The sequence below is a fragment of the Hassallia byssoidea VB512170 genome, assembly GCF_000817785.2.
GTDB classification, from domain to species: domain Bacteria; phylum Cyanobacteriota; class Cyanobacteriia; order Cyanobacteriales; family Nostocaceae; genus Hassallia; species Hassallia carrinoi.
Window position 1 is genome coordinate 26,620 of record NZ_JTCM02000058.1, and the last position, 13,468, is coordinate 40,087.

Genomic DNA, 13,468 nt, shown 5'->3' on the forward strand with positions numbered 1-13,468 from the left:
GCAATAAAAGTCAAAAAATACACAAAAATTGATATGAAAAAGCAAATTGTAATGGCGATCGCTTTACCAATAGTATTGGCTAGTGCAACATCTAGTTTTGCTGGTGAAGTTGTGAAAAAGCCAGTAAAAACACCCAGCGTTACTGTCAAACCAATCGTATCTGCACCCGTGACTAGTGCAGGAGATGACACACAAAGAATTGGTGAAGGCAATATCAAAAAGAAACCCGTGAAACCTCCTAACCCTCCCCGTAGAGAACGAATTTTGGTCAACCAACCCCAAATTTTACAGCCTGTCAATTCTACTCTTTCAAATCGAAACACAAATCCCGCTCTTGGTTACTAAGCTTGGGGTTATTCTCTAAATAATCATGCAACCATCGACAACTGCGAGTCAACAGATGATCTAAATCTGTGGTTTGCAGTTGTTTGCTATCAATACGCCAAAATTTAACTGTACCATCTTTACTGGAAGAGGCAATCATTTTACTATCAGGGCTGAAACTGACATCGTTGACAGCTTGGCTATGTCCCGAAAACGTCTTTATTTCTATACCATCAATACTCCATAATTTCACTGTATTGCCGTCACTAGAAGCAATCATCTTCGCTTGCGGATTAAAAGTTACATTCCAAACTGCCTCAGGTTGCTCTTGCAGAGTTTGTAGTAACTTACCATCTTTCACCCGCCAAAGTTTTATAGTTTTATCAGAACTAGCAGAAGCGAGAATATCACCTTGAGTGTTAAAACTTATACCACCAACAGCATTAGTATGTCCGGTCAGGGTTCGCAGTAACTTTCCATCGCTTACTCGCCAGATTCTCACTGTGTTATCTCTGCCACCGGAAGCGAGAATATCACCTTTAGGGCTAAAACGGACGCGAAAAACTTCACCGTTATGTCCTGTTAAGGTTCTAATAAGTTTGCCATCTTTTACTCGCCATAATTTAATAGTTGCATCCGCACTTGCTGATGCGAGAATATCTCCATTTGGACTGAAAGTGACATTATTAACTTCATGTTCATGTCCTATAAGAGTTTTAATCATATAGCCGTCACGAGTTCGCCACAGTTTCACCCAGCCTTCGGCACCAGCAGAAGCCAGAGTTTGCCCGTCTGGACTAAAACTGACACCATAAACAGCATCTCTATGTCCCAGTCCAGTAGGCAACTTGTCTAATCCTTCTAGAGAAAAGCGCAAAGTCATATTCGGTAGTTGCCAAAGTTTGATTGATTTGTCGTCACTTGCCGTTGCCAGGAGATTACCTTGCGGGCTGAAACTAACACTATTTACCCCAAAGTTCTGTTGAGTGAGAGTTTTAATTAAACTGTTGTCTCGCCGCCAAAGTATAACACTTTGATCTCCGCTAGCTGAGGCTAAAGTCTGACCATCCGGGCTGAAACTAACACCAAAGACTTCTATAGTGTGTCCCAGGAAAGTTTGCAGCAAAGTGCCATCTTGGGAATTCCAAAGTTTAATTGCGGTATCAAAACTAGCTGAGGCTAAAGTTTGACCATCGGGGCTGAAACTTACCGATGTTACTTGATCGTTATGTGCTGAAATTGTTTTTGGCATAGCATCGCTAATTCTCCAAATTTTGATAGTTTTATCAGCACTACCTGAAGCTATTTTACCGTCAGGACTAAAAGCCACACTGTTAACTGCCCCAGTATGCCCAGTTAAAGTTTTTAGCAAAGTCCCGTCACTAATTCTCCAGATTTTAATAGTTTTATCAGCGCTACCTGAAGCGATTGTTTGACTGTCGGGACTAAAACTAACACTGTTGACATCACCATTATGACCTGACAAAGTTCTGATAAGTTTACTATCACTAACTCTCCAGATTTTAATAGTTTTATCAGCACTACCAGAAGCAATCATATTACCTTGACCAGACCAAGATACACTATAAACCTCAGCTGAATGGGCATTGATAGTTTTAATTAAAGTACCGTCACTTGTGCGCCACAGCTTTAGTGTGTTGTCAAAACTAGCAGTAGCAATCATTTTACCGTCAGGGCTAAAGCTGACATCTCTAACCGTGCCCTGATGTCCTGACAAAGTTCGCAGCCACTTACCATCACGTCGCCAAAGATACACTGTTTGGTCATCACTAGCAGAAGCAATTGTCTGACCATCAGGACTAAATTTTACACTGTTTACAGCTTTGCTATGTTTCTCCAAACGGTTGAGTTCTTGAGTATTAGAAAGTGCATGTCCTAAAGAACTTATTGTTTGAAATTGCACATCTTTTGGTGCGCTAATAATTTGCTTTAGCTGCTTACCTGCTTTGACACTAGCAATTAGTGCATCAAGCGGCTGATTGGATAAAAACTTAGCTTCCGATGATGAATTTAATGCTACGATTTCTCTAAGTTGAGCCTTTTGACTTTGGAAATAAGCTAAACCAGCAAAACTAGAAGCTGCTATTCCTAAAAACGAGAGTGCAACAACGGCTCTTTGAGCTTGTCGAAGTCTTCTTTTTTCTTCAAATTGTTGGCGTTTTCTTTCTTGTAAACAAGCTTCAATAAATTGTTGAACATCCGCAGAAAGTTCATCAGTATATTTGATGTAAATATCTTCTGCTTCAGCCAACCGCACACCCTGCAACAAAAAATCAGATTGCTGACCACTTTGCAACCATAATTGTGCAGCTTGCTCAATTTGACGTTGCGATCGCAACCTACTACGATTTTCCTCCAACCACCAGCGCAAAGTTGACCAATGGCGAATTAAAATTTCATGGGCAACTTCTACCGTCACCGCCGGGAGTGGGGAGTGGGGAGTAGGGAGTAGGGGAGATGGGGGAGATGAGGAGACAAACTCCCCCTGCCCCCTGCCCCCTGCCCCCTGCCCACTCTCCTCCCCCTCTTCCTCCAAGTTCATCACAATTAACTTGGCAGCAGTTAACGCTTGCAGAGTTCTTTCCACCAACGCAGCTGGATATTTTTTCACAATCAACTCTGATTTGTGTATCCGTCGTCGAGTATCTTCTGTACCCTCTCCTAACTGCGTCAAAGATAGAAAAATCCACTTAGCACATTCTTGCGCTTGGGGGTCTAAACTTTCGTAAACAGCTTGAGACGATCGCTCTAATGCTCCTTTAATTCCACCTAGTTCATCTTGATACGCTTGCAAAGTTAACTCACCTGTAGAGCGATGTTGCCATAATTGTTCTAAAACAAATTCCAGCAAAGGTAAATCGCCGACCGAGTGGTTTAACTCACGTAGTAAAACTTCTACTAATTCTGGTTCGAGTTTTAACCCTACTTGTTGAGCCGGGTTAACAATCACCCGCCGATAATCGTCTAAACTTAGCCGAGGTGGAACTAATACACTCGACTCCTGTAAAACTTCAGCCAGTCTCGGTACTTCCAAACACGAGGTAATAAAGTCCGCTCGTAAAGTAATAATTAACTTAAAACGGTCTTTCGCATATTCCGCAGCTCCCAGCACCAATTCTAAAAAGCGCTCTCTGTCTGTAGTTGAGGCAAGAGTGAATAATTCCTCAAATTGGTCTATCACCAAAACTATCATAGGTTCCGGTCGATTACGCAACCAGTAGACGAAGCTTTCTACACCCTGGTGCAAGATTCCTTCTAGGAGGAGATGGGGAGAGGGGGGGAGGGGGAGATGGGGAGATGGGGAGGATGAGGGAGATGGGGGAGATGAGGGAGATGAGGAGGTAAACTCCCCCTGCTCCCTGCCCCCTGCCCCCTGCCCTCTGCCCCCTCCCAACCGTTGCGCCAAAACCTCTATGGGATTAGCACCTGGGCGCAAAGTTCTAATTAGCCACTGTTCGCTGCTGGGGATTTGTTTACCCAGTCGCAGTTGGGGAATGACACCGGCTTGGACAACTGAAGATTTACCGCTACCAGAAGCACCGACGACGGCGAGAAATGAGCGATCGCGCAATTGATGAATTAACTGCTGAGTTAAGCTTTCACGCCCGTAAAAATATTGGGCATCTTCTTCTGAAAAAGCACTTAATCCCATGTAAGGACAGATACCTAAATCTAAACCTGCTTTTTGTTCTCGCCCTTGCATGTAAGTTTTTTCTCTTAAGATTTCGATGATACCTTGTGTACCGGAAAGCCAGACGTAGAAAGGAATATCGCTACCGGCTAATTGTAATTGCAATTGAGCGATCGCCCCAGCCGCAGATAATCCGTCTACTTCCGCTGCCGCTGTTAAAGTATCAAATAAAGTTTGGGCGAATTTTTCAGTTGACGACGCAGGAGAAGCACAAGCAATTATACACTGTCCCTCTTGGGAGTCGATTTGCAAATCTTCTACCCAATCTTGTAGAGATGCAGAAGCAGGACAATCGAGGATGATGATTTGTTTAGCATTACAGTGACGTAGTTGTTGTTTCAACCACGATCGCTTGATGCGGATATCTTCTCCCAGCACCAAACCATCGATAGCTTCAGTTTCCTCGATGCGTCCGCGCAGATAAAGTAAAATAGTTTCTGATTCGGGTGAGTGTAAAAGACGAGCGATCGATGAACGCACATCCTCAGCAGCCTTTATCGCTTGCAAATATTTCAAGTTAAAACCGCCAACACTATCCAAAAACTTGCTAATATCTAAAGTTATCGTACTTCCTGATAGTCCCTCTACAACTATCCCCAATCGGCGATGCACATCATCATCAGCTTTTTCTTGCCTAACTCCTAAAATTATTTCCCCAACTCCTTCGACAATTCGCTTGGGAGTTTGTAGAGGATATTCGCGCTCAAGCTGAGTATCTCCTTTGCCTCTTTTCTGCTGATTAATTAATCGTAATTGTTGATTAGTTTTATCAATATATTGCAACGTTTGATGATAAACATAGCGATAAAGTCCATCAACAGAAATTATCCCCTTTGAATCTGCTGCCTTACCATTTAACCCCTGCATTAAATAATAACTAAAAACCCCGTGTCCCAGTTCGGGAAATTCCCAAGATTGCTGATTATTATCGCAAGAAAGCAAAGCATAAAAATCTTTACTTTTTGCAGCCGATCGCTGTAATACCTCTACTAATTGCGTTGTCGGGTTCAACAACGGTTCTCTAATTGTTCCCCTTAGTGTCATTCCACCGCTATGACAAGCATCCAGCCAAACTAACTGCTTCTGCGCTGGACAATTATCTAACAATTGTAATAGTTCTTGTAATTTTAAACCCGTATTTTTCAAGTTTGATTTTTGCGTATCTGCTAAACATAAAAATGCTTCCTGAGAATTTGGTTCTAGCATTCCGTGCCCGGAGAAATAAAATAAAACCATATCCTGCGGTTTAGCAGCAGCGGTAATTTCTTGGAGACTAACCCGCACATTCTCCTTTGAAGGTGGTAAAGAAGCAAAATCGTGATGAATTTTCACCTCTTTTTGCGGAAACTGTGTGGTAGCACCAGTCAAAGCATCCGCTAAACCCTCACAATCGACATATGAATAATTTAGCATCGGGAGTCCTTTATCTTGATATTTATTGACTCCCACAAGCATTAACCACAGCTTGCTTGTATCTGTTTTTTTAACTTGATTTGAGCGACTAGTACCAACACTGATTGGACACATTTTAATTAAGTGTATTTAAATCTTAATATTTGCTAAGTTGTGAATTGGGCATTGGGCATTGGGCATTGGGGCTTTTTTAAGAGGGAAAAGGGGAAAGGGGAAAGGGGAAAGGGTCAGAAAATATAATACACGTATTTAAATAACTCTTTATTTCCATACATGAGTACCTTTTCCCTGAAGAAAATTGCCCAATGCCCAATGCCCTTTTTCCCCATTACCCATTACCAATTACCCATTACCCAATTTTCAAAATTTCTAAATATTTAACTTTAAGCCGAAACATGATTCTCGTTAGTTGTAGTAAAGTTTGTGCAGGCGTGTTTTAACGCTTGCATTCCTTGCATAGGTCGAGATTTTGTGTTTTATGCACCCAAGACAAAGTATTATTTCCATATTTTCAACTTTTGTGCAATTTAATGGCGATCGCTTTCACAGTTGGGCGACGGATAGTAAACTGCGCCGCAGTATGCAAAGTTGTGTAAACAAAACGCCACAAGAACGGCAAGAAAATTTTTGGGTACTTTATTGGTACAATTATATCTCCCTTCCTGGGGTGGAGAAACTTGCCAAAGAACATCTGATTGCTTATTTACAAGAAGTCTGCTATTGGACATCCCAAAAAACATCTGCTAGTTTTAGCAGTACTCAATATAAGTTACCAGACTGTTTTCAAATGGCGATCGCTTCTGTTGATAAAGTCCTCAAAGGTTTCAATCCTAACCAAGGCTTTATCTTAAAAAACTACGCCAGCGTCATCTTTGGTAGCGTCATCCGTGAAACTTTGCGTCAACGCGGCGAAATTGATATCTGTACAGAATGGGGAATGTTGCGGAAAATTAGTCAAAAGCGTTTGGTAGAGTCTTTGGAAAATGCTGGCTTATCTCCAGAGACTGTTACGGCTTACGTCCTGGCTTGGAATTGTTTTAAAACGCTTTATGTTCCCAAGCAGCCTCAGGCAACACGTCAACTTTCCCGCCCAGACAATGATACATGGAGTGCGATCGCTCAAGCTTATAATTCCCAAAGTAGTCAAAAAGTAACTTCGCAAATTTTGGAAACTTGGCTGCTCAGTTGTGCCAAACATGCGCGAAACTATCTTTATCCACCTTCGGCATCAATTAATGTTTCCCCCGCCGGTCAAGATACAAGCGAATGGATAGATAATCTCGCTGGAGAGGTAGACTCAGTACTTACCCAAATTATTACTCAACAAGAAGAACAAACCAGAATTTCTCAGCAATCCGAGATTAATAATGTTTTAGCCGCCGCAGTTGCCCAACTAGAACCAGAAGCACAACAAATTTTGCAACTATATTATAGTCAGGGGCTGACTCAGCAGCAAATTGCCAAAGAACTAGTTTTGCAGCAATATACTGTCTCGCGGCGACTCACAAAAGCTAGAGAAATTTTACTGCGAAATTTGGCTAAATGGAGTAGTGAGAAGCTGCATATTTCTGTCACCTCAGACCTACTCAAAAATATGAGTACCGTAATGGAGGAATGGCTGCAAGCTTACTACAGCGTATCTCCTTATTAAACCTCTTGGACTTATTTGGGAAAAATAAAAGGGGTAAGGGTTCACAAGGAAGTATCAAAATTTCTCTTCCCTAATCCCTAGTTCTTAGTCCCTAGTCCAAGCGTAAACCCCAAGCCAAAATTTCCGGAGTAATTTTCATGACTGCTAACGCCGCCTTGTTTACTTTTGCATCCCCGACAGATTTGATTTTAGAAATACCCGCCAACGTTCAAAATCAGGCGTATCTTCACAGTCAATCTTTTTCTCATCCTAGTTCTGGTTATCAAGCTTATTTAAATGAACTTTGCTTGAATGTTGTTTTGGCGTGGCTGCAAGCAGATTTTGCACCCCAGGCAAAAGTATCGCCGAATATCAATGCTTTAGCAAGTTTTTGGGAACTGGTGAATGGGACTGCAATTGTATCAGACGGCATTCGATTTATTTTGGTTCCCAGCGAGGCGATGGATTTAAGTGAATTGCGAGTACCGCAAGAATGGGTAGATATATCTAGTTTAGCTGGTGATTATTATTTAGCAGTGCAAGTAGAACCGGATGAAGCTTATGTGCGAATTTGGGGCTATTGTAGTTATGAACAACTAAAAAATCAAGGAAGTTATGATGCAAGCGATCGCACTTATTCCCTTGATGCTGTTGATATTATTAGCGACATCAACGTTTTAACTTTAGCGCGACAACTTTGCCCCCAAGAAAGTACGCCTAAGGTTATCCCACAATTAGCAACTTTACCACAAGAACAAGCACAAAATTTAATTTCTCGTTTAGCAAAGAAAGAAATAATCACACCGAGACTAGCTATACCTTGGACACTTTGGGGTGCGCTAATTGAACATGGCGGTTGGCGACAAAGCTTATATCAACGCCGCTTGGGACTACCAGAACAGTGGTCAGTTATCCAATGGTTGCAAAACGGTGTTTCTCAACTTGCAGAAAACGTCGGTTGGGGAAACTTGATGCAACTTAGCGCCGCTGGTGCGCGGAGTGTCGAAGAAACACAACCACAGACAATTCTTTCTCGGCAGTTAGCGATCGCAGGTCAAACCTACGAACTGCGTATTATACCACAAAACGAAGGAGAATCAACCATTTGGCGTTTTGAATTGCGTAATGCTGCCGTAGGTGCAGCCATTCCTGGTGGATTTAAACTGAGACTACTCACCGAAGATTTACAAAGCTTCCCCAACAACGAAGATATAGCGATAACAGCCGTAGAGCAACTCTTCGTAGAAGTAGCGCTAGAACCAGGTGAAGGTATAGTTTGGGAAGTAGAACCCAAAAGCGAAAACTACGACCGAGAAATATTAAGATTTTAAACAAGACTCCAGAACGACTGACTCATAGTACAGACGTGCCGGTGGAACGTCTCTACAACAGCTGACTCCTTTCATATATGATACGGTGGAGAATTATTCCGTAAATCCACCAAAAGAAAAAAGCCATGAGAGGAAAAACCAAGCAACAAATCCGTGTATGGGCGATGTTGTGTCATCTCTCAGCTTTATTAGCGTGGATACTATTAATTTTAGTAGTAATTATCGGCATTCCTTTGTATCTACCGTTGAATGTTTTAGCACCATTGATTATTTGGCGAGTAAAAAAAACACAATATACGTGGGTTGACTTCCAAGGCAAAGAATCTTTAAATTTTCAACTTTCACTGACATTTTATGTTTTAATTCTCGTAATTATATCCTTGCTGCTAGTGTTTACAGGATTTGGCATTGCGATGACCAGCAATGGCACAGCAAATTATATAGAGATAATTTTCCGCACATTACTAATTGGGTGTAGTGCGATCGTTGTATTCATGCTTTTATTACAATCATTTGTAGTCACTTGTGCTGCTATCAAAGCTTATAGAGGTGAGTATTATCGTTATCCGTTCACAATTAGATTTTTGATATAGCAAAGAAACTCGGTATATTGGGTAATAGGTAATGGGGAATGGGGAATGGGGAATGGGTAATCGGTAATGGGTAATGGGGAATGGGGAATGGGGAATAAAATAATTACCACGTTCCCAATTACCAATTACCAATGCCCAATTACCCATTACCCATTACCCATCTAATTTTAGGTAAATTTATGGCTTCAGGATGGCAAATGAATCAGGGTGCGATCGGCGTTGCAGTTGTGGGTACAGGATTTGGGCAAAAAGTCCACATTCCCGGATTTCAGGCGCATCCTCGTAGCCAGGTAGTTGCAGTATATAACCAAGACTTAGAAAAAGCTAAAGCGATCGCCCAAACCCATCATATCCCCCACGCCTGCAACAAAATTGCAGACATTGTTGCTTTAAACGAAGTCCAAGCCGTCAGCATTTCCACACCGCCATTTATGCATTATGAAATGGCAAAAACAGTATTGCAAGCCGGGAAACATTTATTATTAGAAAAACCTACCACCTTAAATGCAGCCGAAGCAAAAGAACTTTATCAGTTAGCGAACCAAAAAGGCGTAATTGCAACAGTAGATTTTGAATTTCGCTTTGTACCTGGGTGGCAATTATTATCTGAACTCTTATCACAAGATTACGTCGGTGTCAAACGTTTAATTAGAATTGATTGGTTAGGTGCTTCCAGGGCTGATGCTTCACGTCCTTGGAATTGGTATTCTCAGAAAGACCAAGGAGGTGGCGTTTTAGGGTCTTTAGGTTCTCATGCCTTTGATTACATTTACTGGCTATTTGGACCGATACGCAAATTAAACGCTCATTTAAGTACTGCCATTCCCACACGAATTGATCCCGCTACCAAAGAATCAAAATTAGTAGACAGCGATGACACCTGTATGCTAATGCTGGAATTGGCGGATGGAACACCTTGTCAAGTGTCCATCAGTGCAGTAGTTCATGCACCGCGTCCGCATTGGGTGGAAGTGTATGGCGATAAGGGTACATTAGTTTTGGGAAGCGAAAATCAAAAAGATTACGTACACGGATTTCGAGTTAAAGGTTCGCGACCCGGTTTACCGCTGACGGAAATAGAAATTCCCAATCGCTTGACTTTTCCGAAAAACTATGCTGATGGGCGAATCTCTGCGTTTATTCGCGTAATTGAGCAATGGGTGCAAGGAATTGATCGAGGTGAGGCGATTCCACCATCGTTGCGAGAAGGAGTTTATTCTCAGTTGTTGATGGATTTATCTCATCAATCAAATGTGAGAAAAAGCTGGGTAGATGTACCTGATTTAGAAGCATTTTTAAGTCATAATATCAACTCTTTTTAATGTTTTCTTTAATTTCCAGAACAATCTCTAAGGACGATTGAAGGAATATAACCGTTTACCGGAGATGAAATTGGTACCCAACCATCTTTGCCACGATTTTTGATTATGACACGCTGACCACTTTCTAGAACTCCTAAAATCGGACTGTTAATTGAGGGTTGTTGGCGAACACGCAGAACACCTCCAACAAAAATTTTGCGACAGTTATCTGAAGAAGTTGCTGTTTCGGAGGGGGGTACTGGCTGTTCGCATGACTCGAGATGTTTAGCAGATACATAACCTGACTGAGGTGATGAAATCTTCACCCAGTCACCTGCGTAGTTTTCAATGATTACAAGGGTTTGATTGCGTAATGTGCCAATAATTGCGCCATCTGGACTATAGCGGACATTGAGATTGTCGCTCTGTTGAGTGGCAACTCGGCGGCAATTATCTGGAGTCTGCGCCAATTGATATTCATCGGATGCCTGAGATGATGCAAGTTTTATAATAGATAATTGGATGTCTTGACTTGTAAGTGTATTAACAGTAGTTGAGGCAGCAGGAAAAGCTGTTATCAGTGAAAACATAGCAGCTGCGGCTAGAGATTTTTGCCAGTTTTTTAACGGTTTCATTAGCAAACCTCCTAAGATGAGAATTATTAAAGGCGGAACTTATAAATAGTGATTTAAGATATTAGACGTGGTAAAAAAAATTAAAGTTCTCATATGATGTCCGTTAGTTCCACTTATCATATCTGTAAAGGTCGGTAATAGAAAACGCGGTAATGGGAAAAATCGATGTTCCCTATTAGCAGCAAGACCAACCATATCGTAAGTAGTTAGCCGGACATAAAATTTACATGCCCTTAACCTCACTTTCAAGCGGAGTTAAGGGCAATACGTTGAGTTAACTGAAAATTGCTGTGTTATCTTTGTGTACTAGCTGCGGGTTTATTTCGCTGCTGGTAAAAGCCAACAACTTTTTGCACGTAAGCAGCTGTAAAACCACTGTTGCAGCCTGTATAGTTGCCAGTCATCCACCAACAGGCAACACCACGCACAGCTGCCGTTTCGTTGTTCTTAGTTGCGGCAAACTGCTTGTTTAACTCCCGACGGGTGATGCAACTTACAATTTGACGTGCAGTTGCAGGGCTGTTTTCAAACTCCGCTGGTGTGAGTTCCTTTTTTAAGCATGTTCTTGACCAACCTTTGAGGGTTTCTGGTTTGACTTGCCATTCGCTATAAAGTCCATCATTGGCAGAACCGGTTTTCGGTGCAGCTTGTCGCAATGCTTCTACCATCGCCGTTATTTGGGCATCAGATACTGCCTGTTGTGCTTGTGCTGGCAATGATAACAGTCCCAAACTGATGATAACTCCAGTGAGTAGCGATCGCATGAATTTCCTCCTCATTACCTTAAACTTACTTCAGACCCTAGTTTACTGTGGTTATTGTATGCGTGCTTTAAAAAGCTTCTTCCTTCCCGGTATAACTTGGGAATCCTACTAAGCATAGGTTTTTGCCCATGCATTACTTTTTTCTATCGTTTTCAAAAATAATAACATTTGCTTGAAATTTTCAAGCCGCGTACATTGAAATTAAAGAGGTTAAAGACAAATCCAAATAAACATCTCTAGGTGTAACATGAATCCAACAAAAAACGTATTATCAAACAGTGTTGATGCAAAAGCAAATCAAAAGCGATCGCTAGAAAAAACCTCGACTGAAAAATCAACTCTTGGGCAGCGACTTGCCGATTCAATGGCAGCGGAAGTGGGTTCTTGGAGATTTCTTATCAGCCAAAGTGCGGTGTTAGCGGGGTGGGTTGGTTTGAACATGATGCCCGGAGTTCCCCATTGGGATCAGTCACCTTTCATGATGCTCAACTTAGTATTTTCATTTGCCTCAGCTTATACAGCGCCAATCGTTTTGATGAGTCAAAACCGGCAGTCTGATATTGACCGCAAGAATGACAAACTTGACCATCAAGTGAATTTAAGAGCGGGACAAAATATTGAACTGCTTCATGAAAAATTGGATAACTTGCATTCTGAACAGCTAAAAGAACTGACTCAAATTGTTAAACAGCAACAGCAAATTATCAATGAGCTTAAAGTAACTTTAGTCTCTAAATCAGACGATACTAAAGAAGTTAAAATGAATGTAGTGCCAGGACTGAATGTGCAACTTAACGGCAAATTCTCCAAAGAAAGTTCTAGTAACAAACCCTTCACTCTAGAGCAAGCGATTGGAGACAATGCTAAAGTTGTCGAAAAGCTAACTCATCGGTAATAAGAAATAAAAATCTCAATTTCCACTCATCGACGGTGAAATTCAACTACCTTTTCGAGAATTCTCACATCGTAGCTGTCAAAAAAATCGTGACCTAATAATCCAATGCCGGCTTTTGGAGCGATCGCTACCTCAACATTATTAACGATAGCTCCACCAACTGCAATAGACTTAACCTGACTTGTAAGGAATTGTACCCTGCTACCATCAGCAATTTCTGCTTGCATTGTACCTGTAGCTTCAAGTTTAAGGTCACTTGCCATTCCCTGAGTGATGACGGTACCGCTAGCACCTGTATCTAAAATCATCTCAAAGGTTTTGTTACCATTAAACATTACCTCAATCACAGGGGTTTTCCCCAAACGGCGTTTAATCGGAATCCGAAAAACTCCATTATCAGATGCTGTAACACCGCAGAGGCTACCCAAACTAACCGTTTTACCCGAAGAAGTCACCATAAAACAGCCTCCTGGATCTTCAGCCATTGTCCGACGCGGAAATACCAAAAACATCAGCGTAGGAATAACCGTCATCAAACCTAGCCGACTCCAAGCATTTTTCATATAATATCGCTCTTGTGCCTTGTTGAAATTTATATATTATTAGATTGCCCAAATTGACCCGAAAAATCTAAAAGTATCCAGCAGTTTGCATTTATTATGGATTAGTATCACGCAAAGGCGCAGAGGCGCAAAGAGTAAGACTTTGCGATACTGGATTTTATATTTTTTTCAGATAACTATACAATTTTGTTATTAACTAATATCATGTCTGCTTAATTACCGACAAATCCTGGAAAACCCCACCCCGCTTTTGGCTACGCCAAAGTTCCCCTCCCCGCAAGCGGGGAGGGGTTAGGGGTGGGGTTCT

At 41.7% G+C, this 13,468-nt stretch carries 10 protein-coding genes; 6 read left to right on the top strand and 4 right to left on the bottom strand.

What is annotated here, in order from left to right; translation table 11 throughout:
• The first annotated feature begins 33 nt into the window (after positions 1-33).
• A complete protein-coding gene (locus PI95_RS21665) occupies positions 34-345 on the top strand; it encodes a hypothetical protein (protein ID WP_163519075.1) in 312 nt (103 codons plus the stop codon).
• On the opposite strand, the gene PI95_RS21670 is transcribed toward PI95_RS21665, so the two are convergent.
• The gene (locus tag PI95_RS21670) at positions 302-5,563 is read right to left on the bottom strand and encodes an nSTAND1 domain-containing NTPase (protein WP_039738103.1); all 5,262 of its coding nucleotides are present in this window, start codon (positions 5,561-5,563) and stop codon (positions 302-304) included. The two genes, PI95_RS21665 and PI95_RS21670, sit on opposite strands and share 44 nt — an antisense overlap.
• 364 nt (positions 5,564-5,927) lie before the next feature.
• On the opposite strand from PI95_RS21670, the gene PI95_RS21675 reads away from it, so the two are divergent.
• From PI95_RS21675 to PI95_RS21690, 4 genes are all read left to right on the top strand, one after another.
• A complete protein-coding gene (locus tag PI95_RS21675) occupies positions 5,928-7,100 on the top strand; it encodes a sigma-70 family RNA polymerase sigma factor (RefSeq protein WP_039738105.1) in 1,173 nt (390 codons plus the stop codon).
• 137 nt (positions 7,101-7,237) lie between these two features.
• The gene (locus tag PI95_RS21680; protein WP_039738107.1) at positions 7,238-8,410 is read left to right on the top strand and encodes a DUF1822 family protein; all 1,173 of its coding nucleotides are present in this window, start codon (positions 7,238-7,240) and stop codon (positions 8,408-8,410) included.
• Positions 8,411-8,535: 125 nt separating this feature from the next.
• The gene (locus PI95_RS21685; RefSeq protein WP_039738109.1) at positions 8,536-9,003 is read left to right on the top strand and encodes a DUF4870 domain-containing protein; all 468 of its coding nucleotides are present in this window, start codon (positions 8,536-8,538) and stop codon (positions 9,001-9,003) included.
• Between the two features lie 179 nt (positions 9,004-9,182).
• Entirely contained in the window at positions 9,183-10,325 is a 1,143-nt protein-coding gene (locus tag PI95_RS21690) for a Gfo/Idh/MocA family protein (protein ID WP_039738110.1), read from the top strand.
• Positions 10,326-10,333: 8 nt separating this feature from the next.
• On the opposite strand, the gene PI95_RS21695 is transcribed toward PI95_RS21690, so the two are convergent.
• Both PI95_RS21695 and PI95_RS21700 read right to left on the bottom strand, forming a co-directional pair.
• Positions 10,334-10,939: an SH3 domain-containing protein gene (locus PI95_RS21695; RefSeq protein WP_052324688.1), complete on the bottom strand. Its 606-nt coding sequence runs from the start codon at positions 10,937-10,939 to the stop codon at positions 10,334-10,336.
• Between the two features lie 293 nt (positions 10,940-11,232).
• Positions 11,233-11,703, bottom strand: a complete 471-nt coding sequence (locus PI95_RS21700; protein ID WP_039738111.1) for a hypothetical protein — start codon at positions 11,701-11,703, stop codon at positions 11,233-11,235.
• A 247-nt stretch (positions 11,704-11,950) separates the two neighbouring features.
• Between PI95_RS21700 and PI95_RS21705 the strand changes: the two genes are divergently transcribed.
• Positions 11,951-12,598 carry a DUF1003 domain-containing protein gene (locus PI95_RS21705; RefSeq protein ID WP_039738112.1) on the top strand — a complete coding sequence of 216 codons (648 nt, stop codon included), beginning with the start codon at positions 11,951-11,953 and terminating at the stop codon, positions 12,596-12,598.
• Between the two features lie 26 nt (positions 12,599-12,624).
• Here PI95_RS21705 and PI95_RS21710 read toward each other — a convergent pair whose 3' ends face one another.
• Complete coding sequence (locus PI95_RS21710) at positions 12,625-13,161, bottom strand: retropepsin-like aspartic protease family protein (RefSeq protein ID WP_052324689.1); 537 nt, start codon at positions 13,159-13,161, stop codon at positions 12,625-12,627.
• Positions 13,162-13,468: the final 307 nt, after the last annotated feature.

What these genes read in the sequence shown, in the direction of transcription:
- PI95_RS21675 (WP_039738105.1), top strand. Translation starts at nt 5,928, where the DNA reads ATGCACCCAAGACAAAGTATTATTTCCATATTTTCAACTTTTGTGCAA.
- PI95_RS21670 (WP_039738103.1), bottom strand. Translation starts at nt 5,563, where the DNA reads ATGTGTCCAATCAGTGTTGGTACTAGTCGCTCAAATCAAGTTAAAAAA.
- PI95_RS21695 (WP_052324688.1), bottom strand. Translation starts at nt 10,939, where the DNA reads ATGAAACCGTTAAAAAACTGGCAAAAATCTCTAGCCGCAGCTGCTATG.
- PI95_RS21690 (WP_039738110.1), top strand. Translation starts at nt 9,183, where the DNA reads ATGGCTTCAGGATGGCAAATGAATCAGGGTGCGATCGGCGTTGCAGTT.
- PI95_RS21700 (WP_039738111.1), bottom strand. Translation starts at nt 11,703, where the DNA reads ATGCGATCGCTACTCACTGGAGTTATCATCAGTTTGGGACTGTTATCA.
- PI95_RS21685 (WP_039738109.1), top strand. Translation starts at nt 8,536, where the DNA reads ATGAGAGGAAAAACCAAGCAACAAATCCGTGTATGGGCGATGTTGTGT.
- PI95_RS21710 (WP_052324689.1), bottom strand. Translation starts at nt 13,161, where the DNA reads ATGAAAAATGCTTGGAGTCGGCTAGGTTTGATGACGGTTATTCCTACG.
- PI95_RS21680 (WP_039738107.1), top strand. Translation starts at nt 7,238, where the DNA reads ATGACTGCTAACGCCGCCTTGTTTACTTTTGCATCCCCGACAGATTTG.
- PI95_RS21665 (WP_163519075.1), top strand. Translation starts at nt 34, where the DNA reads ATGAAAAAGCAAATTGTAATGGCGATCGCTTTACCAATAGTATTGGCT.
- PI95_RS21705 (WP_039738112.1), top strand. Translation starts at nt 11,951, where the DNA reads ATGAATCCAACAAAAAACGTATTATCAAACAGTGTTGATGCAAAAGCA.